We start from the raw sequence: 21,090 nt of genomic DNA, 5'->3' as shown, positions 1-21,090 counted from the left end.
GTCAATCCTGCCAATGTGTTAGCGACTTTTCGGGCGCCATTATGCGTCAGTTTTGTGACACTTTTATGAAAAAAACCGGCTGTTATAGGCAGTAAGCATAGCGATTATTTCCTGCAGTAAAGAAAAATCATCCGGTTGTCATCATCATTGCGCCGGGACAGCCGCCGCCGCGGCCTTTATAATCATCGCCATTATCTTTGCATCCGAGAGTGTCATGCGACTGATCCACACCTCTGACTGGCACCTTGGCCAGTACTTTTTCACCAAAAGCCGCGCCGCCGAGCACCAGGCTTTTCTGAACTGGCTGATCGAACAGGTCGAACAGCAGCAGGTGGATGCGCTGATCGTCGCCGGGGATCTGTTCGATACCGGCTCACCGCCCAGCTATGCCCGCGAACTGTACAACCGCTTCGTGGTGGAACTGCAGCGCACCGGCTGCCAGTTGGTGGTGCTGGGCGGCAACCACGACTCGGTGGCGACGCTGAACGAATCGCGGGAGCTGCTCTCCTGCCTGAACACCACGGTGATCGCCAGCGCGCAGGGCGCTCCGGAACAGCAAATCGTAGTGCTGAACCGGCGCGACGGCCAGCCGGGCGCGGTGCTGTGCGCCATTCCGTTCCTGCGGCCGCGCGATCTGCTCACCAGCCGCGCCGGCGAATCCGGCGCACAGAAACAGCAGGCGCTGCAGGAAGCCATCGCCGAACATTATCAGACGCTGTATCAGGCGGCCTGCGAGCGCCGCGACCAGCTGGGCTTGCCGCTGCCGATCGTCGCCACCGGCCACCTGACCACCGTCGGCGTCACCACCTCCGACTCGGTGCGCGACATCTATATCGGCACCCTCGACGCCTTCCCGGCGCAGGCCTTCCCGCCCGCCGACTATATCGCGCTGGGCCACATTCACCGCGCGCAGAACGTAGCCAAATCGGAGCATATTCGCTATAGCGGTTCGCCGATCCCGCTCAGCTTCGATGAGCTGGGCAAAGCCAAAAGCGTCTTCCTGGTGGATTTCGCCGACGGCGCCCTGCAGCGGGTTGACGCGTTAACGATCCCACAGTTCCAGCCCATGCAGCTGATCAAAGGCGATCTGGCCGAGATCGAACGGCAGCTGCGGCAATTTGCCGACTATGCCGGCGAGCGGCCGGTGTGGCTGGATATCGAAGTGGCGACGCAGGACTACCTCAGCGACATCCAGCGCCGCATCCAGCTGCTGGCGGATGAGCTGCCGGTGGAAGTAGTGCTGTTGCGGCGCAGCAAAGAGCAGCGCCGCCAGGCGATTGCGCAGCAGGATAAGGAAACGCTGAACGAACTGAGCGTCAACGAGGTGTTCGAGCGCAGGTTGGCGCAGGAGGCTGAGATGCCCGAAACGCGCCAACAGCGGATGCGCCAGATGTTCCGCCAGGTGGTCGAGGCGGTGCAGCACAACGCCGAGGAGACGAATTCATGAAGATCCTCAGCCTGCGGTTAAAAAACCTCAACTCGCTGCAGGGCGAATGGAAAATTGACTTCACCGCCGAGCCTTTCGCCAGCAACGGCCTGTTCGCCATTACCGGCCCGACCGGCGCGGGCAAAACCACCCTGCTGGACGCCATTTGCCTGGCGCTGTACCACCAAACGCCGCGCCTTAACGTCACCCCGAGCCAGAATGAGCTGATGACCCGCCACACCGCCGAGTCGCTGGCGGAGGTCGAGTTTGAGGTCAAGGGCGTCGGCTATCGCGCCTTCTGGAGCCAGCGCCGCGCCAAAAATGCGCCGGACGGCAACCTGCAGGCGCCGAAGGTCGAACTGGCGCGCCGCGAGGACGGCAAGATCCTGGCGGACAAAGTGCGCGACAAGCTGGAGCTCACCGCCGCCATCACCGGGCTGGACTTCGGCCGCTTCACCAAATCGATGATGCTGTCTCAGGGGCAGTTCGCCGCCTTCCTCAACGCCGACGCCAACGATCGCGCCGAGCTGTTGGAAGAGCTGACCGGCACCGAAATCTATGGGCGGCTGTCCGAGCAGGTGTTCGAGTCGCACAAGCAGGCCAAAACTGACCTGGATGCGTTGCACCAACGCGCCAGCGGCATCGAACTGCTGAACGACGAGCAGCGCCAGTCTCTGACCGAACAGCTGGCGGCGCTGAGCACGCAGGAAAGCGCCCTCGGCGAGCAAACCCAGCGGCAGCAACAGGCGCTGAGCTGGCTGCAACAATGGCAACGCCTCCGGCAACAGCAAAACGAGGGGCAATTGCGGCTGGACACCGCCCAGCGCGAGCAGGCAGAGGCCGCCCCACAGCTGCAGCGGCTGACGCTCAGCGAGCCGGCCGAGAAATTGCGGCCGCTGCGCGGTGAACGCGATCGCTGCCGCGCCGAGCTGCAGACGATACAGCAGCAAGCGGCTCTGTTGGCGCAGCAGCAGGAACAGCAGTCAGCGCAGTTGACCCCGCTGCAGCAGGCGGTGGAGAAAACCCGCCAGGCGCAGCAAACCCATGCCGAGCATATGCGGCAACAGCAACAGCTGATCGACGAGCAGGTCGCCCCGCTCGATCACCAGATAGCCCAACTGCTATCGACCCAGGCCGAGCGGCGACAGGCCGGCGATGCCGCCGCGCAGCAGTGCGCCCAGCAGCAAACTACGCTGGAGCAGCTCACCGCTCAGCGCAGCCAGCTGACGACGCAGGCCGCACAGTTTCAGCAGCAGTTGAATGCGCTGAGTGATGCGCTGGCCGCTCAACAGCAACAGCAGCAGGCACTGGAGGCGAAAACGCCGCTGGCCCCGCTGCGCCAGCGCCTGAGCGCCCTGGCAGACCTGCGCCCAACGCGCCAGCAGCTATTTACTCTGACGTCCCTTCACCGTCAGACTCGCGAGCGTCTGGCCCGGCAACAGGCGGAGCATGCCGAGCGGCAAACGCAGCTCGCCGGGTTGCAACAACAGCTGGAGAGCGCGCGTCAGCAATTCAAACAGCACAAGGCGCAGCTGCAGGAAGTGGAGCGGATCCACGAACTGGAAAAACGCATCGTCAGTCTGGAAGCGGAGCGCGCCCTGCTGCAAAGCGGTGCCCCCTGCCCACTGTGCGGTTCCACCAGCCATCCGGCGGTAGAGCAGTATCAGGCGGTGCAGCCTTCGGCCACGGAACAGCGTTTGGTCGAGATGCGTACCCTCGCCGAGAAACTGCAAACCCAGGGCACCGAGCTGCGTACCCGCTGCGAAGGCCTGCAGGAACAACAACAGCGCCAACAGCAAACCATCGCGCAGGATGAACAGCAGCTGGCTGCCCAACAGCAGCAGTGGCGGCAGCTCAGCGCACCGCTGGCGTTCGACTTTACGTTGGCGGATGGCGAGCAGCTCAGCGCCTGGCTGAACGGCTGCGACGACGAAGAACGGCGCGGGCAACAGGCGCTGCAGCAGCATGAACAGGCGGCGCAGGCGGTACAGCAGGCGAAAGACGCGCTCATCGCTCTGCAAACGCAGCAGCAGCAGACGCAGCAACAGCTGGCGTTGCTCGAAGAACGCTTTACGCTGCTGCAGAAAGCCCACGCCGACAGCCTGCAACAGCAGCAAGAGCTGCAACAACGCTGGCAAGAAGGCGAGAAAACCCTCGCTGAACGACGTGCGCAACGGCTGGCGCTGTTCGGCGAACAGCAGGTGGCCCTGGTGCGCGAACAGCTGCGCGCCAAACAAATCGCCTGCGAACAGGCCAGCATTCAGGCCGCCGAGCAGTGGCAAAAGGCGCAGGAACTGCGCGAACGCCTGGCCGGCCAGCAGGCCGGGCTGCAACAACAGCTCACCCAGATGCAGGAGCGGCTGCAGCAGGCGCAGCAGCAGTGGCAGCAGGCGCTGGCCGACAGCGAGTTCGCCGATGAAACCGCCTTCGCCGCCGCGCTGCTGGACGACGCCCTGCGTCGCGAATTGCAGCAGCGCAAAGAGCGGCTGCAACAGCGACAGGTGGAGGCCGCCGCCCTGCTGACACAGGCGACGCAAACGCTGGAGCAGCATCGGCAGTGCCGCCCTGAAGGGCTGGATGAAGCCAATGCGGATATCGATGCGCTCACCCAATCGCTGGCCGAGCTGGCACAGCAGTTGAAAACGTTGCAGCTGCGTCAGGGCGAACTGCGCAATCAGCTGGAAAGCGATGCCGCTCGTCGCCTCAATCAGCAGGCGCTGTTCGAGCAAATCGCCCGCAGCCAGCAAGACTACGACGACTGGAGCTACCTCAACCAGCTGATCGGCTCGAAAGAAGGCGACAAGTTCCGCCGCTTCGCTCAGGGGCTGACGCTCGATCATCTGGTCTATCTGGCCAACCGGCAGCTCGGCCGGCTGCACGGGCGCTACCTGCTGCAGCGCAAGACCAGCGATGCGCTGGAGCTGCAGGTGGTGGACACCTGGCAGGCGGACGCGCTGCGCGATACCCGCACCCTGTCCGGCGGCGAGAGCTTCCTGGTCAGCCTGGCGTTGGCGCTGGCGTTGTCCGATCTGGTCAGCCATAAAACCAGCATCGACTCGCTGTTCCTCGACGAAGGCTTCGGCACGCTGGACGCCGAAACCCTCGACACCGCGCTGGATGCGCTGGACAGCCTGAACGCCTCCGGCAAAACCATCGGCGTGATCAGCCACGTCGAGGCGATGAAAGAACGCATTCCGGTGCAGATCAAGGTGAAAAAGGTCAACGGGCTCGGCGTCAGCCGGCTGGAGGCGCACTTCAGGCTGGAATGATCCCGCGGCTCGCGGCGCAGAAGTGTGACCGCGGCGGCACTCCGCGGTGAAAAGCGTTGAGCCGCGGCGGGCACGGGTTATTATGCCAGCATAACAGGATTGTTACTGTATCCCCTCCGCCGCTCAGGCCGCAGGGCAGAAAGATAAAATACAGGCAAAACCTGACGCCCGGGATCGCTTCCGGGCGTCAGGTTTTTTCGTTTTCAGGATGCTGAAACACCGGGAAAAACCATGAAAATCGCTAAAATACTCAATAATAACGTGGTGATTACGCTGGACGACCGTCAGGCAGAGACGGTGGTGATGGGAAAAGGAATCGGCTTTAAAAAGAAACCCGGCGATACGCTGGACGAAAGCCTGATCGAAAAGGTCTTCACCCATAACGGCGGAGAAATCGCCGAGCGCTATAAAGAGCTGCTCGCCGAGATCCCATTGGCCTGCGTCACCACCGCCGACAGAATCATCACCCTCGCCCGCGAACGCCTGCCGGGCAAGTTGCATAACATCGTCTACATCACGCTGACCGATCACATCCACTTCGCCCTGCAGCGCCATGCGCAAGGGCTGGATATCAAAAATGCGCTGCTGTGGGAGATTAAAAAACTCTATCCGGCCGAATTCGCCGTCGGGCTGGAGGCGCTGGCCCTGATCGCACAGCGGCTGGATACCGCGTTGCCGGAGGACGAAGCCGGATTTATCGCCCTGCATCTGGTCAACGCCCAGCTTAACGACGAGATGCACAACACGCTGCACATTACCCGCGTGATGCAAGAGATCCTCAACCTGGTCAAATACCATTTCCGCTTTGATTACAACGAGGAATCCCTGAGCTACCACCGCTTCGTCACCCATTTGAAGTTCTTCGCCCAGCGCCTGCTGGGGAAAAACTACGTCGACAGCGACGATGATTCGCTGTATCAGGTGGTGAAAGAGAAGTACCGCGAGTCATTCGCCTGCGCCGGTAAGATCAACCGCCACATCGAAAAACACTATCAGCATCAGCTCACCACGGAAGAGATGATGTTTCTGACCATTCATATCGAACGGGTGCGCAGCGAAAGCGAGGAAAAGCCGGCTTAACGGCGGGCGTCCGCCACCCGCACGCCGTACTGCGGAAACACCGCGTCGGCGGAGATCAGCGTCAGCCCCTCGGCCTGCGCCTGTGCGATCAGCATGCGATCGAAAGGATCTTGATGATGGGGCGGCAGCTGCCCGGCCTGTTGGCAGTGAAAGGCGTCCATCGGCAACGACAGAAAATCCTCGGCCTCGATGATCGCAAAGATGTCTTCCGGCAGCGCCAGTTTGCCCAGCGCCTGCTTGATCGAGATCTCCCAAATGCTGGCCGCGCTGACGTACACCGCATTGCCCGGATCGGCGATCTGCCTTTTGGCGTTCACGCCCAGGCAGGCGTCGTCGATCAGCCACCACAGCAGCGCGTGGGTATCCAGCAACAGGCGCTTCATTCATCGCCCTCAAACAACGCCGCAATGGCCGCATCCCCGGCGTTGAAATCCGCCGGCACGGTGAACCTGCCCTTGGCGGCGCCAGGGCGGCGCGCTTCCCCCTTGATGGCGACCAGCTGTACGTACGGCTTCCCTGCTTTTGCAATAATCACGGTTTCTCCCTCCGCGGCTCTGTCCGCCAACTGGCTCAGATTGGATTTGGCTTCGTGCATATTGGCCTGAATCGGCATACGTGTCCTCCTTAGCTAAGTTAGCTAAAGCATAAAGCGCCGTCCAGTTTTTGTACAGTGAAGGGTTTAAAGCGCGAGCAGCCTCGCGCTTTGTTGCAACGCTTAGCGCTGCTGTTGCGGCCACAGCCAGGCCGCACCGCGCACGCCGCTGGAATCGCCGTGAACGGCCTGGCGGATCGGCGTTTCACACTCGCCGCCGAACACCCAGCCTTTCACCAGTTGCGGCACCGTGCGATACAGACGATCCACGTTGCTCATACCGCCGCCGAGCACCACCACATCCGGATCCAGCATGTTGATCACGTGCGCCAGCGATTTCGCCAGCCGCATTTCGTAGCGGCCAATCGCCTGCTCCGCCAACGCATCGCCCCGCTCGCTCAGCGCCATGATCTCATGCCCTTGCAGCGCATTACCGCTCAGGCGCGCATAGTCGGTGGCAAAACCGGTGCCGGAAACAAAGGTTTCGATGCAACCCGGCTTGCCGCAGTAACACGGCACTTCGCGGGCGTAACGCAGCTCATCGTCATCCTGCCACGGCAGCGGATTGTGCCCCCATTCACCGGCGATGCCGTTGCCGCCGGCATGCGCCTGGCCGTTCAGCGCCACGCCGGCGCCGCAGCCGGTGCCGATGATGACCGCAAACACGGTTTTCGCGCCGGCGCCGGCGCCATCGGTGGCTTCCGACACCGCCAGACAGTTGGCGTCGTTGGCGATGCGCACCTCTCGCGTCAGCAGCGCAGACAGATCCTCGTCCAGCGGTTGGCCGTTGAGCCACACCGAGTTGGCGTTTTTCACCCGCCCGGTAAACGGCGACAGCGTGCCGGGAATGCCGATCCCGACCGATCCCCGTTCGCCGGTATGATCCTCGGCCAGTTTCACCAGCCCGGCGATCGCCGCCAGAGTTTGCCGGTAGTCATGGCGCGGCGTGGCGATACGATGGCGAAACAGCTCCCGCCCGTCGTCCGCCAACGCAATCACTTCAATTTTCGTTCCACCCAAATCGATGCCAATGCGCACGTATTTTTCTCCTCGATGCCGCGCAGCGTTGCCACAGCCTAATGTAAGCGCGCGAATGAATCACCTGTTTCCCACCCTCCGTCGCGTCCTTTCTCGCTGCGTAAAGCGACGCAATTCAGAGAGAATGGGGCGATTTTTCAGCGTCAATTCGTTATCATGCCGCCCTGCTTTTGACGAATCAGCGTGCCGAACGCACGCCCAGCCTGGGATAACATTATGCTGTGGTTTAAGAATTTGATGGTTTACCGTTTGAGCCGCGAAGTGGCGCTAAACGCGGATGAAATGGAAAAACAACTCAGCGCGTTCGCCTTCACGCCGTGCGGCAGCCAGGACATGGCGAAGACCGGCTGGGTCTCCCCGATGGGTTCGCACAGCGATGCATTGACGCACGCGGTCAACGGCCAAATCGTCATCTGCGCGCGCAAGGAAGAGAAAATCCTGCCGTCGCCGGTCATCAAGCAAGAGCTGCAGGCCAAGATTGAGCGCCTGGAGGCGGAACAACACCGCAAACTGAAGAAAACCGAGAAGGACGCGTTGAAGGATGAAGTGCTGCACAGCCTGCTGCCGCGCGCATTCAGCCGCTTCAACCAGACTTTCATGTGGATCGACACCGTCAACGATCTGATCATGGTCGATGCCGCCAGCGCCAAACGCGCCGAAGATACGCTGGCGCTGCTGCGCAAAAGCCTCGGTTCGCTGCCGGTGGTGCCGCTGACGATGGAAAGCCCGATCGAACTGACGCTGACCGAATGGGTGCGTTCCGGCGAGATGCCGGCCGGCTTCGCCATTCAGGATGAAGCGGAATTGAAAGCGATTCTGGAAGAAGGCGGCGTGATCCGCTGCAAAAAACAGAATCTGATCAGCGACGAAATCGCGGTGCACATCGAAGCCGGCAAACTGGTGACCAAGCTGGCGGTGGATTGGCAGGAGCGCATTCAGCTGATGCTGTCGGACGACGGTTCATTAAAACGTCTGAAGTTTGCCGACACGCTGCGCGAGCAGAACGACGACATCGATCGCGACGACTTCGCCCAGCGCTTTGACGCCGACTTTATCCTGATGACGAGTGAGCTGGCGGCGTTGATCAAAAACACCATCGAAGCGCTCGGCGGCGAAGCCCAGCGTTAATCCCGCCTCAGAAACGACCAGGGCCCAGCGTTCGCTGAGCCCTGCGTTCCCCTAACGAGCAACCTTTATTTGCTCAGGTAGCGGCACAGATAGGCGGTTGCGTCAGCCACCTGCAGGTTGAACTCGCTGTGCCCCGGCACGAAGAATTTCTCGCCCGGCGTAAACACCTGCCAGTCCGGCGCGCCCGGCAGCAGCACTTTCAGCGCCCCGGTGATCACCGTCATTTCTTCCGGCTGCGCGGTGGAGAAGGTGTATTCGCCCTCTTCCATCACACCCACGCTGGTAAGACCGATGCTGCTACTGTCAAAACCGATAGACTTCACTTTTCCGGCAAAATACTCATTCACTTTCAGCATAGACTGGCACCCGCGTCATCATCTTGTATGGAAAATCCATATTGGGGGATTGCGGTTGATCTGTCACTGGTTTTTCACGCGAAATGCGATCGCGGCGCAGAGCAAACTGCTGCCGGGACGCTTACCGGCAAATGGGCGGACAGCATAATAGAGTCGGTGCGCAGCGTCTGGCGGGACAAGCGGTGCGATCCGCGCGGGAAAGAGAGCAAGGGCGTCGATTTCCAAACCATAAACAGGAAACCGGCCTGACGCCGGTTTCCGCTGGGCTGCAGGTCAATGCTCTAACGCCTCGTCCTCATAGCGGTGCTTGGCGTCGAGCGCTTCCTGCTCGGTTTCATGTTCACTGAGCAACGTATTCGGCTCAATGTCGTCGGTGCGCACCTCAAAACGGCGCAGATGCAGGTTCGGGTCGCCTCGAAACACCTCTACGACGCGGGCGCTCCGTGGATAAGCAGGTTGATCATTTTCGCGCATGCCGTTCTCCCGTGTGTTTCACACAGTAGCAAGTATAGCAGCCGCCCTCATTCCGGCACGCGCGAGCCGAGATCGCGATCGCCGGGGGCGCCCGTCAACAGCTCGGTCAGTTCATCGCAGGCGCAAATGCGGCCTTCACGCACGGTGAAGTGCGCCAGCACCCGCACGCGGCTGCAGGTGCCGTCACGCTTTTCCACCTCGACCAGATGGTGGGTCAGCACCGACTCATCCTGCGCCGCCGCCGCGAGCACCTTCAGCGTCATGCGGCGGGTTTGCCGTTTCAGCATCGCCATATGTTGCTCAAACTGCTCGAAGTTCAGCACCTTGCCATCCACCTGCTGGCGGTAGCCTGCGCTGAAACGGGCGGCGAGCTGCGTCGGCCGATGCTCCGGGCTGGCGACCACCTGCTGCAGCGTATCGAGCACCAGGTTCAGCGGGGTAAGTTGAGTCATCACGTTTCTCCGAAATGGGGGGAATGGCGATCCTATCCCGGCCAGGCGATGGCATAATAACCGCATTAAGACTTTCAATAACGTTAAACGGCCAACATGACGCAGATCCGCAGCCAACGCCTTCAACATGAAAGAAAGCACCTGACGCCCTGGCACCGGCACGACGGCGGCCAGATCTATCTCTTGACGCGCGGCATGCTGGCGCTGGAACTGCCTGGCCGGCAATGGGCGATCACCGGCGGTGCGCTGGGCTGGCTGCCGCCGGGGTGCCCCCATCAGGCGCTGGCCTGTGGCGATGTGGCGGGCTGGAGTCTGTATCTGCCGGTGGAAAGCGCGCCGGAGATGCCGCCGCAGCCGCAGCTGTTCACCGCCTCCGCGCTGTTGCAGGCCCTGGTGGAACGCATCGCGCAGTTCTCCGCCGGCCCGATGAGCGCGCCGCAACGGCGGCTGCTGCAGGTGCTGCTGGATGAAATGCACACGGCAAGCCGCGCGCCGTTGCAATTGCCGCTGCCGCAGGACGCCCGGTTGCTGAACATCGCCCGGGCGCTGCTGAACGATCCCGCCAGCCAGCAAAGCCAGCGCGACTGGGCCGCCTGGGCCGGGCTCAGCCCACGCACCCTGAGCCGCCGCTTTCTGCAGGAAACCGGCATCAGCTTCGCGCTGTGGCGCCAACAGGCGCGGGTATTGCGTTCACTGGAGGGATTATCACGCGGCGAAGCGGTCGGCGAGGTGGCCGACGCCTGCGGCTACGACAACGTCAGCGCCTACATCGCCGCCTTTCGCCGCCGCTTCGGCGTCACGCCCGGCGCGTACTTTGCGGCCGCTCGGCAAAGGGAATAAGAAAACGGGCGCCCAGCGCCCGAAGAGAAGAAAAGGTTATTTCACCGTCTCGCGCGGCAGCACCGCGAGGATTTGTTCCACCACCCGCTGAGGATCGGCGGCGCCGTCCATCACGTAATGCGCGGCATCCTGATACAGCGCTTCACGCGCGGCCAGCACCTCGAGCATCTCTTCGGCGATCGGCCTGCCGGTGAGCGTCGGGCGCTGCGCATCTTCCGGGTACTCTTCCAACCGCTGCGCCAACACGCTGGCCGGCGCGCGCAGGTAGATAACGGTGCCATGCTGGCGCATAAACTGGCGGTTTTCCTCCGCCAGGATCGCCCCGCCGCCGGTGGCAACTATAGTTGACGGCTTAGTCACGGTTTGCAACGCGATGGTCTCGCGGCGACGAAACCCCAGCCAGCCCTCGCGCTCGACCATTTCCGCCACGCTCATCTGCGCCGCCTGCTGCATAAACAGATCGGTATCGACGAACTGATAGCCCAACGCCAGCGCCAATGCGCTGCCTACCGTGGTCTTGCCGGCTCCGCGAGCGCCTATCATGAACAGGGTTTGTGTCATTACGGGTTGTCCCTTATGCGGTGACTTGAGTGCATTGCATACCAAAATACCGAGCGGGTGCGATGGCGTGGTGGCAGCATCATACCCCGCCCGCTCTGTATTTCAATATTTACGATAGTGTAAATTCCATGGCACAGCGACTGCCAGCGGCAAAGCCGTGCGCCAGATCCTCATCCAGATGCCGCCGCAAGGCGGCCGTGAGCCGCGCGTCGTCGAGCGGCCGGAACCCCAGCCGCCGGTAATAAGGCGCATTCCACGGCACGTCAATGAAGGTGGTGAGCGTCAGGCGAGCGGCGCCCTGGCGTTTGGCTTCTTCCGCCACCGCCCCGATCAGGCGGCGGCCGACGCCCTGCCGTTGCCAGGCGCCGGCGACCGACAATTCGGCGATATGCCAGTCTTTCCCCTGAGCCTGCACGGCGATAAAACCGGCGCACTCGCCGTTGTCGCTTTCGGCCAGCCATTCACGGCGTTCGACGATAAACGCGGCGTGCTGTTGCGGGCTCATCACCTCGCCTTCGGCGATAAAGCGCCACGCCGGCTGCTGGCGAAACAGCTGCGCCGCCGAGCGTTCAACCGCCATCAGATGCGCGATATCCCGCTGCTGCGCCAAACGAATTTGCAGGCTCATGGGTTCTCCTTAACGTTGGGGCGGTTATTTAAGCAAATTTCACCGCCCGCGGCTCAGAAATCGATACTGCCGCGCAGCACCACCTCACGCGGTTCCCCCACCGCCACGCGCAAATTGCCGCCGCTGGACGGGTAATAGGTTTTATCGAACAGGTTCTTCACGTTCAGCTGCCATTTCACCCGATAGCCGTTGATCGGCATGGTGTAAGCGGCGAACGCATCGGCAACGGTGTAATTATCCAGATTGAAGCTGTTGGCGGCATCGCCCGGGCGGCGGCCCACGTAGCGCGCGCCGGCGCCGATACGCATCTCATCACCGCTGTACAGGCCGGGGCTGCCCAGGTTCTGGGTCAGGAACAGCGAGGCGGTATGGCGCGCCACGTTGGTCATCTCTTTGCCCTTGTTGTCCGGATCGTCCACCACGCGCGCGTCGGTATACGCATAGGAACCGATCAGGCTCAGCGAGTCGGTGAGATTGCCGGCCACGTCCAGCTCCACGCCCTGCGAACGTACGCGCCCGGCGGTGCGCGTTACGGTTTCGCCCTCCACCAGCTCATTGACCATGACGTTGCGCTTGGTGATGTCGAACAGCGCCAACGTGCCGGTGACGCCGTTCGGCAGCGCCAGCTTGCCGCCGACTTCCCACGACTTGCCCTGCTCCGGCGGCAGCGAACCAATTTGGGTGGCGATGGAGGAGTTGGGCTTGAACGACTCGGTATAGCTGCTGTACAGCGACACGTAAGGCGTCAGCTTGTACACCACCCCGGCGCGCGGCACCAGCTTGCCGTCCGAGCTGTCGGTATTGGTCTGGAACGGCCGCCCCTTGCCGGCATAGACGTCGAAAGCGTCGTAGCGCAGCCCACCCATCACCAGCCATTTATCGGTCAGTTGGATGGAATCCTGCATAAACCAGCCGTAGCTGGTGAGATTTTCCCGCTGATCGCTGTCTTTGGCGCTGACCGCGGTCGAGGGCGGCATCAGGCCGTATACCGGATGGTAGATATTGAAATCGCTGTTCTTTTTGCCGCGGATCATGTCGCCGCGGTAGGTGCGGTTATCTTCAAAATCGAAGCCGAACAGCATCTGGTGGTTGATACGCCCCCAGTCCACGTCGCCATTGAGCGTCAACTGCACCGCGTTGGCGTGGCTGACGGCATGGGCGGTCGAGTCGGCCTGGCGAGTCAACACGCCGGTCACCGGATTCAGCGCCGTGGCGCGCGCCTGGTTGTCGCTGTAGCTGTTGCGGCTGTAGGCGTAGGTCAGCGAGCTTTTCCAGCGTTCGTTGAGCGTTTGATCGATCTGCAGGGTAATGCTGTCCTGATCGCCGCGGGTGGCGTTATAGGCTTCGTCGAAACGGCGATCGCGCGGCGTATTCACCGGTTTGCCGGTGCGCGAATCGATAATGGTGCCGCGATCGAACGGCACCCGATATTCCATATGTTCATAGGCCAGCCGCACGGTGGTGTTCTCGCCATACCACATCAACGAGGGCGCGATCACCGTCTGGCGGTTGCGGCCGAAATTGCGCCAGTAGTCGGTTTCATCGTGATCGACGATCATGCGATAGGCGAATCCCGACGTGCCGAGCGGCCCGGTGACGTCGAGCTGGCCGCCGCCGCCGTTGAAGCTGCTGCCCCAGCCTTCCACATGAGTGCGCTGCTGCAGCTGGGGTTTTTTGGTGATCATGTTGATCATGCCGCCCGGTTCCCCCATGCCGTACAGCATCGAAGCCGGCCCCTTGAGCACCTCCACCCGCTCGGTGGTCGGCGTAAAGTTGCGCGCCTGCACCGAGCGCACGCCGTCGCGCAGAATGGAGCCGTCGCGGTTGTCGCCGAAGCCGCGTTTCATTACCGCGTCCTGGGTGCCCCCGAGCGTGTTGGCCTGGGTTATGCCGCTGACGTTGTACAGCGCTTCGTCCAGGCTGCTGACCGCCTGATCGGTAATCACCTGTTGCGGCACCACGTCGATCGCCTGCGGCACGTTCAGCAGGTTGGTTTCGCTGCGGGTACCGGTGACGCTGGTCAACGGCTGATAGCTCTGCACGCCGTCGGCGTCTTTGCGGCCGATCACAACCAGGTTTTCTTCCTGCGACGCGGTTTTTTCCGCCGCCCACGTCGGCGATGTCGCGCAGGCCGCCAACGGCAATGCGCACCACCAGCCGCGTTTGTTGTTATTCATTATCTAACTGACTCCAATAGGTCCCTGAAAAAGGTAACGGCAAAAACTGCTGATAAAGCTGTTGGAAGGTCTGCTGCGGGTTGATGTCGGCGAACAGATCCGGGTAAAACGCTTTGGCGAACACCTCGACCAGCACCACGTGGTACGGGCTGAGGTAAAAGTTGTGCCAGACGCTCCAGGCGCGGTGGTTTTTCACCGCCTGCAGGTTGGTCAGCATCGGCTGTTTGGCGATCAGCCGGCGGAAGCTGTCGGCGGCCTCTTGGCGGCTGACCTGCGGCCCGAGGCGCAGATCGGACAGCCGTTTGCCCTGCGGCCCGGCCATGCCGGTGGCGAGGTACACGTCGGGATTGGCGCTCAGAATGGTTTCCGGGTTCAGCTCGCCATACACCCCTTTGACGCTGGCGTTGGCGATGTTGTCGCCGCCGGCGAAGGTCAGCAGATCGCCGAGGTTGCCGTGCGCGGCGGTGGTGCAACAGGTCTCGCGCCGCCCCAGATGCAGGTGCAGCATCACTTTGGGCTTCGGCCCCTGATAGCCCGCCAGGCGTTGCTGAATCACCGCCATGTGCTGCTGATAAAACTGGATGAACTGCTCGGCGCGCTGCCGGCGATTGAGCACGTCGCCCAGCAGCCGCACGCTCGGCACGGTGTTGTTCAGCAGATCGATGCGCAGATCGACGTAGATCACCGCCACGCCGGCCTTGTTCAACGCAGAAACCAACCGATCGTTGTCGCCGTCTTCACGCGCATAGCGCGCCAGGATCACCAGATCCGGTTTCAGCTGCAGCAGGCTTTCGACATTGACCTGGCGAAAGTTATTGCCGCTGATGACGGGGATCTGGGCTATCTGCGGAAACTGCTGCGTATAAAGCTGCCAGCTTTGCGCATCGAAACGCGCCAGATCCGCCGGCCAGCCGACGATGCGCTGCGCCGGGTTGCCCGGCTCCAGCAGCGCCAGCGTATACAACATGCGGCTCTCCCCCACCACGATGCGCTGCGGATTGTCCGGCACCACAACCTGACGGCCGGTGATATCGGTCACCGTCTTCGCCTGGGCGGAGAACACGCCGAACCACAGAGAAAGCAGCAGTAAAATGAGGAAATTGCGCATGATTGAGCCGAAAGGGGGAAATAATGTGCGCATGATAATCACTCTCATTAGCACTTGCAATCCCGCGCCGCCATTGCCAAAAGAAATCCGGGAAACGGCGCCGGGCGTGCGGCAAACACGGCGAAACCGCTAAAATAACGGCTTTAAAAAGTTAAAAAAATGGCGGGGAAATCGGTTAAATAGAACGGGGAAACAGCTAAAAACCGGGAGACCTCCATGACTCAACGCATCATTCCGCTGTCGGATTGCCCGCAGTTTGCCGATGTATGCGCCGCCTGGGCATTCGGCCAGTGGGGTTCACAGCGCGGCGGCTCGCTGGAGCGCACCCAGCTGCGTTTCGCCCAATGCAGCCGACCGGGCGACGACCACCTGACGCTGATGATGATCGACGGCGATCGTCCGGTGGGCATGGCCAGCCTATGGCCCAGCGACGACCATCAGCGCCAGGATCTCACCCCGTGGCTGGCCGGCGTCTTCGTGCATCCCGATCACCGCCGCAAGGGCATCGCCCGCCGTCTTGAAATGGCCATCGTCGAGGCGGCGCGGCAGCGCCATCACTCGGTTCTGCATCTCATTACCGACAAATCGGAAGCGCTGTACGCCGGCTGGGGTTGGCAACCTCTGGAGCGCCGGCGGCAGCATGACGAAGAGGTGGTGGTGATGGAGAAAAAACTGTAGCTAACGCGGCGTACAGACATACACCAGCGCCGGCGGGAAGTTGCGCACCACCCGCAGGCGCTTCCAGTGAAAATAGCGCGACAGCAATTTTTCCGACAGGTGGCTGTATTGGAACAGCACCAGCGTGCCGTTGCGCGCCAGCAGCCGCTGCCGGGCCTGCTGAAGAATGCGCACGCTGATCCTGACCGGGATCGACAGCAGCGGCAGGCAGGAAAACACCACGTCGTAATCCGTGGCCATCCGGGTCGCCGAATGGCCCATCACCTGCAGCCGCCGATCGTCAATCCCGCGCAGCCGATGCACGAAATGGGGTTGGATCTCGAAGGCCTCCAGCGCCGCATCGGCGCGCATCCGCCCCAGAATGCGTTTGGTCAGCACGCCGTCCGCCGCGCCCAGTTCCGCGATCGACAGCGCCCGGGTCCATTCAACCTGATTCAGCATCGCCTGACACAGCCACGGGGAAGAAGGCGCCAGCGTACCGACGGTGCGCGGTGAAGCCATAAATTGCTGCAGGTAAGCGAAGTGATTCATCAGTTGCAGTCGGGTCGCATTTAACATTGAGGCCTCCTTGGGTTAAGCCCTCAATGTGAGCCGAATTTCTTAAGTAATCATTAACATGATTCCGAAAGCGGCGGACACAGTTGTAATAAAATGCAACCTTGTCAGCGGCGCGCAAAGAAAAACGGTCGCAATAATGATCTGAGAATAAGCGGTTTATGCGCCGACCGTTCAGATAATTATTGCGACCGTTTATTTTTTTGGCCGCGTTGCCGCGGCCAGAGGGTAAAAAGCTAACGCTTAGCGATAAATTTCCGCATTGCCGCGCCAGTTGCTGGAGTCCCCGGGGGTGTCCAGACCGATAATGCGATAATGACTGGCGCCGTCCGCCGCGGCTTTTTCTTTCAGGGCGGTGATGGCGTCATGCGGTGAGCCGCTAACGCCGGAAACCGACACGACGCCGAGGCTTTGCAGATTGGCGGCCTGCTCGCTGTTGACCTGTTTTACCGACGACAGCGGCGCGGCGAAAGTGGAAAATGAAGCGGCGGCGATCAATACGGCTGCGATGCTTGGGATAAGTTTCATGATTGACTCCAGGTGTTCTTGTTTATTCGCTCGTTGTCAGTGATGTTAATTATCCGCTAGCCAATGAAAACGGACGTCATGCAACGTAAAGAACATCAATCATTGTGAGGAGAATAAGGAGGAAGTGAGAGCGGGTGTGTATTTTCAGGCGAGAATGACTTTATAGGCTTCACCTTACCCCTATTTGATGAACAATTAAAGACGGCGCGTGATAAAGAATGCGCGCCGCGTCTATTTAAGATTTTTTACCCGCCGGAGCGCGCTGAGCTACGCTGAATTTTGTGGCTTACCCTTTTAAGGAAGAACGCTTATGTCGCAAAACCTGCTGCGCGTGCGTGACGGTCAGGGCGCGTCGGTCTCATTTTCCGAGCTGCTGTTCGATCTGATCTACGTTTTCGCCGTGACCCAACTTTCCCACTATCTGTTGCATCACCTGACGCTGACCGGCGCGCTGGAAACCCTGCTGCTGTGGTTCGCCGTCTGGCTGGCCTGGCAATACACCGCCTGGGTCACCAACTGGTTCAATCCGGATACCCGCCAGATCCGCCTGTTGCTGTTCGCGATCATGCTGCTGGGGCTGTTCGCCGCCGCCGCGTTGCCGCAGGCGTTTGGCGAACGCGGTCTGATCTTCGCCCTGTTCTACGTCGCCATTCAGGTCGGGCGCTCCGCCACGGTATTGCGCCTGCTGGCGCCCGATCATCCGTTAAAACAAAACTTTCGCCGCATTCTCGGCTGGCTGTGCATCTCCGCCGTCTTCTGGATCGCCGGCGGGCTGGCGGAAGGCCATGTTCGCCTGGCGCTGTGGGCGATCGCCGTCTTGTGCGAATACGTCTCGCCGATGTTCGGTTTTCGCCTGCCGGTGCTGGGGCGCTCGGACAGCAGCAGCGAATGGAGCATCGAAGGCCACCATCTGGCGGAGCGCTGCCAGCTGTTCGTGATCGTGGCGCTGGGGGAAACCATTCTGATCACCGGCGCCACCCTGAGCGAAATGGAAAGCTGGAGCCTGCCGGTGCTCATCGCTTCGCTGGTGGCCTTTCTCGGCAGCCTGGCGATGTGGTGGGTTTACTTCGACACCAGCAGCAAAGCCGGCAGCCACGCCATCAGCCAGGCGGAAAATCCCGGCCAGCTGGGCGCTTATTTCCATTATGTGCACGTCGCGCTGGTGGGGGCGATCATCGTCTGCGCCGTGGCCAACGAGCTGGTGATCGCCCATCCCGACGGCCGCATCCAACACGCCACGGCGGCGGTGCTGCTGCTCGGCCCGGCAATTTACCTGTTCGCCAACGCGCTGTACAAACGGCTGGTGTATCGCCGCTTCCCGCTGTCGCATCTGGTCGGGCTGCTGGCGCTGGGGGTATTGGCCCCGATCGCCTATTTAACCGACCTGCTGATGGTCAATGGCCTGACGACGCTGATCATGGTCGTGGTGGCGGCGTGGGAGAGCATCTCGCGCGGCAAAGCGCCACAGCGGCACGCGCAAGCCTGAATCAAACGGGGGCGCAATCGCCCCCGCTGTGAGATTGATGACAAACCTCATGCCATTACCGGGTTTGCAGAGAGCAGTGGATAAAAAACAAGGAAAATCAATTTATTGATTTTCGGCTGATGGCCACAAAGGAGGAAAAACCCATGTTTTTTCCTCCTTTGTCAGCGGTCTGACGGGGGCGCAATCGCCCCCGATGTCGGTCACTTCAAGGATTGCGGCAAGGTGAGCACCCAGAGCTCACTCAGCGATTCCGGCTGCTCCAGAGGGCGCAATTCGATGCGGGCGTCGGTTTTGTCACCGTCGAGGCTCAACCGCCCTCCTTTCTCCAGCTGATAGTCGCCGATTTTCTTGCTCTTTGGCGACGCCTCCACCAGCGTGGCCTGCAAGCCGAAATCGTTGTCATTGATCACCGCCAGCGTGCGATCGTCGATCAGCGCCAACCCTTCCGCTTTCTCCTGGCGCCAGCCCAACTGACGCAGATCCGCCACTTCCCGTTTCTGCGCCAGCTTCACGCCGCGTTTAGCCAGATCTTTCGCATCGTCGAACTCCAGCGCTTTACCCTGGCCGTCAAACGCGCTCAGATCGCTGGCCTGCGCGAGATCCACCAGATAGATCTTGTTGATCATCGACTTATCTTTACCGGTTCCCTGTTCAATCAACAGGATGCGCTGGTTGTCCAACGCCACGACATCGCCAATTTTGGCGTCTTTGGCTTTTTTATAGCTGTCGATATCGATGGGATAGCCGTACATGGCGGTTTTGCCACTGCGCGGATCGAAGCTCACCAGCCGGGTAAACTGCGCCTTGTTTTTGCTTTTGCCATCGACATCCAGCGTGCTCTGCACCGCCGCCAGAATTCGCCCGTCCGGCATCCGGGTCAATCCTTCAAAACCGCGGTTGGGCTGACGCCATTTCAGGATGTTCGGCAAACCGCCCGCCACCGCCTGTTCGCCGGCCTGCGGCGTTGGGCCATATTTGGCGAGGATTTTACCTTTGCCGTCGATATGGATCAGAAACGGGCCGTACTCATCACACAGCCAATAGCCGCCGTTGCCGTCACCGGTCACCCCTTCGGTATCCAACCCGCGGCGATCGCCGGACAGCGGCTGCAACGCGTCGTTCAACGCCACTTCGTTTGTAGAACCAATCAGCTCGCCCGGCAACGGCAGCCCGCCGATCGGCCCTTTTTCGTCGTGCAAGGGCCGCGCATTCTCGGCTACGGCCTTGCCGCCGCCGATACGAATGTCCATCAACAGAGGCGTGAATTGCGGATTGGCGAAAATCTTGGCCTCTTGCTTGCCTACCGCCGGGGCATCGGCATTAGGACCGCGATCGGTCAGCGTCGTCAGCACCAAATCGTCGCCCTGCTTCTTGTTGAACATCAACCCGGAGCCGATCCCTACCGGCAATCCCTGCGGGAAATGCTTGGCGGACGCCCCCTGATAGGCGACGCGTTCCCCGCCGGGGAAGCCGACCACATAACGCGCCACCTCAATGTCGGCAGCGTGAGCCAATACCGGAAACAGTGAAGCCAACAGCAGGGAGAGCGATTTTATTTTCATATTTTTTACCCGAGGTTAAATGAAGCGTTGTCAGGCAGAAGACGATATTAATTTAGCATGACACTTAGATGACAATAGGCAATTCGTCAAATGCACATCAGGCAATAAGGTTGGCTGGCAAATAGAAATGAGCAATTAACCTGAGCGTATTGAATGGAGAAAACCGCTGGAAAAAACCGCCCGAAAATAGCCCGTCGTTTTGCTTAGGGTAAATTCTTATAACAAAGATAAAAAAATCGGCAAACGCGCGTCAACACGGCGAAAAACGGTGTTTTTCTCATAGACAAAATAAAATGTCAGGGATTTAATACCGCCGTTATTCAAGGTGCATTAAGAAAATTCTATAGAATATCTGCATGAACTTAAAAAGCTGTTCTATAGTTTTTAGTGCTAACGCCCGTTAGTCTATTCCGCAGGATGGAATCTATGTCAAAGCGACTTTTTGCTGAATTTTTTGGCACATTTTGGTTGGTGTTTGGTGGTTGTGGTAGCGCAGTATTGGCAGCGGCATTCCCACAGCTGGGTATTGGTTTCCTCGGCGTCGCGCTCGCTTTCGGTCTGACCGTAGTGACGATGGCCTATGCCGTCGGCCATATTTCCGGCGGGCATTTTAACCCGGCGGTCACCGTCGGCTTATTCGCCGGCGGCCGTTTCGCGGCGAAAGACGTGATCCCTTACGTTATCGCACAGGTGATCGGCGGTATCGCCGCAGCGTCGGTGCTGTATTTGATCGCCAGCGGCAAAGCCGGTTTCGACGCCACGGCAGGCGGTTTCGCCTCCAACGGTTACGGCGAACACTCACCGGGCGGTTACTCTCTGCAAGCCGCAATCGTGATTGAGCTGGTGCTGACCGCCTTCTTCCTGATCGTTATTCATGGCGTGACCGACAAGCGCGCGCCGGCAGGCTTTGCCCCGCTGGCTATCGGCCTGACGCTGACGCTGATCCACCTGATCAGCATCCCGGTGACCAACACCTCCGTCAACCCGGCGCGCAGCACCGGCGTAGCGATCTTCCAGGGCACCTGGGCGCTGCAGCAGCTGTGGGTGTTCTGGCTGGTGCCGCTGGTCGGCGGCATTATCGGCGGCCTGATCTACCGCTGCCTGCTGGAAGACAAAAAATAAGCGTATCGCAGTCGATCGCGTTTCACGGGG

At 60.7% G+C, this 21,090-nt stretch carries 21 protein-coding genes; 8 read left to right on the top strand and 13 right to left on the bottom strand.

The window, feature by feature from the left end; all coding sequences use genetic code 11:
- Positions 1 to 214: 214 nt before the first annotated feature.
- The 3 genes from sbcD to licT all read left to right on the top strand — a co-directional run bounded on the left by sbcD (position 215) and on the right by licT (position 5,775).
- Entirely contained in the window at positions 215 to 1,447 is a 1,233-nt protein-coding gene (gene sbcD / locus ACSBQS_RS00630; RefSeq protein ID WP_172755600.1) for an exonuclease subunit SbcD, read from the top strand.
- Positions 1,444 to 4,695, top strand: a complete 3,252-nt coding sequence (sbcC, locus tag ACSBQS_RS00625) for an exonuclease subunit SbcC (protein ID WP_197749702.1) — start codon at positions 1,444 to 1,446, stop codon at positions 4,693 to 4,695. The genes sbcD and sbcC overlap by 4 nt, the downstream gene beginning before the upstream one ends.
- 231 nt (positions 4,696 to 4,926) lie before the next feature.
- Positions 4,927 to 5,775 (top strand): BglG family transcription antiterminator LicT, encoded by an 849-nt coding sequence (gene licT, locus ACSBQS_RS00620; protein ID WP_042783774.1) that lies wholly within the window; start codon positions 4,927 to 4,929, stop codon positions 5,773 to 5,775.
- On the opposite strand, the gene ACSBQS_RS00615 is transcribed toward licT, so the two are convergent.
- The 3 genes from ACSBQS_RS00615 to mak all read right to left on the bottom strand — a co-directional run bounded on the left by ACSBQS_RS00615 (position 5,772) and on the right by mak (position 7,405).
- Positions 5,772 to 6,158 carry a type II toxin-antitoxin system VapC family toxin gene (locus tag ACSBQS_RS00615; RefSeq protein WP_033651066.1) on the bottom strand — a complete coding sequence of 129 codons (387 nt, stop codon included), beginning with the start codon at positions 6,156 to 6,158 and terminating at the stop codon, positions 5,772 to 5,774. The two genes, licT and ACSBQS_RS00615, sit on opposite strands and share 4 nt — an antisense overlap.
- Positions 6,155 to 6,388 (bottom strand): type II toxin-antitoxin system Phd/YefM family antitoxin, encoded by a 234-nt coding sequence (locus ACSBQS_RS00610; RefSeq protein ID WP_004940455.1) that lies wholly within the window; start codon positions 6,386 to 6,388, stop codon positions 6,155 to 6,157. Before ACSBQS_RS00610 ends, ACSBQS_RS00615 begins: the two co-directional genes overlap by 4 nt.
- 102 nt (positions 6,389 to 6,490) lie before the next feature.
- Positions 6,491 to 7,405: a fructokinase gene (gene mak / locus ACSBQS_RS00605; RefSeq protein ID WP_197749703.1), complete on the bottom strand. Its 915-nt coding sequence runs from the start codon at positions 7,403 to 7,405 to the stop codon at positions 6,491 to 6,493.
- A gap of 216 nt (positions 7,406 to 7,621) precedes the next feature.
- Between mak and rdgC the strand changes: the two genes are divergently transcribed.
- Positions 7,622 to 8,533 carry a recombination-associated protein RdgC gene (gene rdgC / locus ACSBQS_RS00600; RefSeq protein WP_004940461.1) on the top strand — a complete coding sequence of 304 codons (912 nt, stop codon included), beginning with the start codon at positions 7,622 to 7,624 and terminating at the stop codon, positions 8,531 to 8,533.
- A gap of 65 nt (positions 8,534 to 8,598) precedes the next feature.
- Here the strand turns inward: rdgC and ppnP are convergent, their stop codons facing one another.
- The 3 genes from ppnP to ACSBQS_RS00585 form a co-directional block, all read right to left on the bottom strand.
- Positions 8,599 to 8,889, bottom strand: a complete 291-nt coding sequence (gene ppnP / locus ACSBQS_RS00595) for a pyrimidine/purine nucleoside phosphorylase (protein ID WP_004940463.1) — start codon at positions 8,887 to 8,889, stop codon at positions 8,599 to 8,601.
- A 273-nt stretch (positions 8,890 to 9,162) separates the two neighbouring features.
- A complete protein-coding gene (locus tag ACSBQS_RS00590; protein ID WP_015376810.1) occupies positions 9,163 to 9,363 on the bottom strand; it encodes a YaiA family protein in 201 nt (66 codons plus the stop codon).
- Positions 9,364 to 9,410: 47 nt separating this feature from the next.
- Positions 9,411 to 9,815: a nuclear transport factor 2 family protein gene (locus ACSBQS_RS00585; RefSeq protein WP_047025776.1), complete on the bottom strand. Its 405-nt coding sequence runs from the start codon at positions 9,813 to 9,815 to the stop codon at positions 9,411 to 9,413.
- Positions 9,816 to 9,911: 96 nt separating this feature from the next.
- Here ACSBQS_RS00585 and ACSBQS_RS00580 point away from each other — a divergent pair, with 96 nt between their 5' ends.
- Complete coding sequence (locus tag ACSBQS_RS00580; RefSeq protein WP_197666195.1) at positions 9,912 to 10,655, top strand: helix-turn-helix domain-containing protein; 744 nt, start codon at positions 9,912 to 9,914, stop codon at positions 10,653 to 10,655.
- 36 nt (positions 10,656 to 10,691) lie between these two features.
- Here ACSBQS_RS00580 and aroL read toward each other — a convergent pair whose 3' ends face one another.
- The 4 genes from aroL to ACSBQS_RS00560 form a co-directional block, all read right to left on the bottom strand.
- On the bottom strand, positions 10,692 to 11,216 hold the full coding sequence (aroL, locus tag ACSBQS_RS00575; RefSeq protein WP_033642032.1) for a shikimate kinase AroL: 525 nt from the start codon (positions 11,214 to 11,216) through the stop codon (positions 10,692 to 10,694).
- A 109-nt stretch (positions 11,217 to 11,325) separates the two neighbouring features.
- Positions 11,326 to 11,844, bottom strand: coding sequence for a GNAT family N-acetyltransferase (locus ACSBQS_RS00570; RefSeq protein ID WP_047572482.1), 519 nt, complete (start codon positions 11,842 to 11,844; stop codon positions 11,326 to 11,328).
- A gap of 53 nt (positions 11,845 to 11,897) precedes the next feature.
- Complete coding sequence (locus ACSBQS_RS00565) at positions 11,898 to 14,021, bottom strand: TonB-dependent siderophore receptor (RefSeq protein WP_434989437.1); 2,124 nt, start codon at positions 14,019 to 14,021, stop codon at positions 11,898 to 11,900.
- Positions 14,014 to 15,129 carry an ABC transporter substrate-binding protein gene (locus tag ACSBQS_RS00560; protein ID WP_163964527.1) on the bottom strand — a complete coding sequence of 372 codons (1,116 nt, stop codon included), beginning with the start codon at positions 15,127 to 15,129 and terminating at the stop codon, positions 14,014 to 14,016. Before ACSBQS_RS00560 ends, ACSBQS_RS00565 begins: the two co-directional genes overlap by 8 nt.
- A gap of 216 nt (positions 15,130 to 15,345) precedes the next feature.
- On the opposite strand from ACSBQS_RS00560, the gene ACSBQS_RS00555 reads away from it, so the two are divergent.
- Positions 15,346 to 15,807 carry a GNAT family N-acetyltransferase gene (locus ACSBQS_RS00555; RefSeq protein WP_033642028.1) on the top strand — a complete coding sequence of 154 codons (462 nt, stop codon included), beginning with the start codon at positions 15,346 to 15,348 and terminating at the stop codon, positions 15,805 to 15,807.
- On the opposite strand, the gene ACSBQS_RS00550 is transcribed toward ACSBQS_RS00555, so the two are convergent.
- Together ACSBQS_RS00550 and ACSBQS_RS00545 are read right to left on the bottom strand one after the other, a co-directional pair.
- Entirely contained in the window at positions 15,808 to 16,365 is a 558-nt protein-coding gene (locus tag ACSBQS_RS00550; RefSeq protein WP_033642027.1) for a class I SAM-dependent methyltransferase, read from the bottom strand.
- Positions 16,366 to 16,605: 240 nt separating this feature from the next.
- On the bottom strand, positions 16,606 to 16,890 hold the full coding sequence (locus ACSBQS_RS00545; protein ID WP_033634035.1) for a YdgH/BhsA/McbA-like domain containing protein: 285 nt from the start codon (positions 16,888 to 16,890) through the stop codon (positions 16,606 to 16,608).
- A 310-nt stretch (positions 16,891 to 17,200) separates the two neighbouring features.
- On the opposite strand from ACSBQS_RS00545, the gene ACSBQS_RS00540 reads away from it, so the two are divergent.
- Positions 17,201 to 18,376 (top strand): low temperature requirement protein A, encoded by a 1,176-nt coding sequence (locus tag ACSBQS_RS00540; protein WP_434989434.1) that lies wholly within the window; start codon positions 17,201 to 17,203, stop codon positions 18,374 to 18,376.
- A 200-nt stretch (positions 18,377 to 18,576) separates the two neighbouring features.
- Here ACSBQS_RS00540 and ACSBQS_RS00535 read toward each other — a convergent pair whose 3' ends face one another.
- Positions 18,577 to 19,938 (bottom strand): esterase-like activity of phytase family protein, encoded by a 1,362-nt coding sequence (locus ACSBQS_RS00535; RefSeq protein WP_197749706.1) that lies wholly within the window; start codon positions 19,936 to 19,938, stop codon positions 18,577 to 18,579.
- A gap of 426 nt (positions 19,939 to 20,364) precedes the next feature.
- Between ACSBQS_RS00535 and aqpZ the strand changes: the two genes are divergently transcribed.
- Positions 20,365 to 21,060, top strand: a complete 696-nt coding sequence (aqpZ, locus tag ACSBQS_RS00530; protein WP_033642023.1) for an aquaporin Z — start codon at positions 20,365 to 20,367, stop codon at positions 21,058 to 21,060.
- Positions 21,061 to 21,090: the final 30 nt, after the last annotated feature.

Origin of the sequence: Serratia sp. H402Y, from assembly GCF_051172415.1 — a bacterium.
GTDB classification, from domain to species: Bacteria; Pseudomonadota; Gammaproteobacteria; order Enterobacterales; family Enterobacteriaceae; genus Serratia; species Serratia ureilytica.
The sequence above is the reverse complement of the archived record's forward strand: the minus strand, read 5'-3'. Positions and strand labels throughout refer to the sequence as shown.

Bases quoted from the DNA above. Each gene is read 5' to 3' on its own strand.
- ACSBQS_RS00570 (WP_047572482.1), bottom strand. From the start codon at position 11,844: ATGAGCCTGCAAATTCGTTTGGCGCAGCAGCGGGATATCGCGCATCTG.
- ACSBQS_RS00535 (WP_197749706.1), bottom strand. From the start codon at position 19,938: ATGAAAATAAAATCGCTCTCCCTGCTGTTGGCTTCACTGTTTCCGGTA.
- ACSBQS_RS00555 (WP_033642028.1), top strand. From the start codon at position 15,346: ATGACTCAACGCATCATTCCGCTGTCGGATTGCCCGCAGTTTGCCGAT.
- licT (WP_042783774.1), top strand. From the start codon at position 4,927: ATGAAAATCGCTAAAATACTCAATAATAACGTGGTGATTACGCTGGAC.
- ACSBQS_RS00615 (WP_033651066.1), bottom strand. From the start codon at position 6,158: ATGAAGCGCCTGTTGCTGGATACCCACGCGCTGCTGTGGTGGCTGATC.
- sbcC (WP_197749702.1), top strand. From the start codon at position 1,444: ATGAAGATCCTCAGCCTGCGGTTAAAAAACCTCAACTCGCTGCAGGGC.
- ACSBQS_RS00590 (WP_015376810.1), bottom strand. From the start codon at position 9,363: ATGCGCGAAAATGATCAACCTGCTTATCCACGGAGCGCCCGCGTCGTA.
- ACSBQS_RS00545 (WP_033634035.1), bottom strand. From the start codon at position 16,890: ATGAAACTTATCCCAAGCATCGCAGCCGTATTGATCGCCGCCGCTTCA.
- sbcD (WP_172755600.1), top strand. From the start codon at position 215: ATGCGACTGATCCACACCTCTGACTGGCACCTTGGCCAGTACTTTTTC.
- rdgC (WP_004940461.1), top strand. From the start codon at position 7,622: ATGCTGTGGTTTAAGAATTTGATGGTTTACCGTTTGAGCCGCGAAGTG.
- ACSBQS_RS00550 (WP_033642027.1), bottom strand. From the start codon at position 16,365: ATGTTAAATGCGACCCGACTGCAACTGATGAATCACTTCGCTTACCTG.
- ACSBQS_RS00610 (WP_004940455.1), bottom strand. From the start codon at position 6,388: ATGCCGATTCAGGCCAATATGCACGAAGCCAAATCCAATCTGAGCCAG.
- ppnP (WP_004940463.1), bottom strand. From the start codon at position 8,889: ATGCTGAAAGTGAATGAGTATTTTGCCGGAAAAGTGAAGTCTATCGGT.
- aroL (WP_033642032.1), bottom strand. From the start codon at position 11,216: ATGACACAAACCCTGTTCATGATAGGCGCTCGCGGAGCCGGCAAGACC.
- ACSBQS_RS00585 (WP_047025776.1), bottom strand. From the start codon at position 9,815: ATGACTCAACTTACCCCGCTGAACCTGGTGCTCGATACGCTGCAGCAG.
- ACSBQS_RS00565 (WP_434989437.1), bottom strand. From the start codon at position 14,021: ATGAATAACAACAAACGCGGCTGGTGGTGCGCATTGCCGTTGGCGGCC.
- ACSBQS_RS00540 (WP_434989434.1), top strand. From the start codon at position 17,201: ATGTCGCAAAACCTGCTGCGCGTGCGTGACGGTCAGGGCGCGTCGGTC.
- aqpZ (WP_033642023.1), top strand. From the start codon at position 20,365: ATGTCAAAGCGACTTTTTGCTGAATTTTTTGGCACATTTTGGTTGGTG.
- ACSBQS_RS00580 (WP_197666195.1), top strand. From the start codon at position 9,912: ATGACGCAGATCCGCAGCCAACGCCTTCAACATGAAAGAAAGCACCTG.
- ACSBQS_RS00560 (WP_163964527.1), bottom strand. From the start codon at position 15,129: ATGCGCAATTTCCTCATTTTACTGCTGCTTTCTCTGTGGTTCGGCGTG.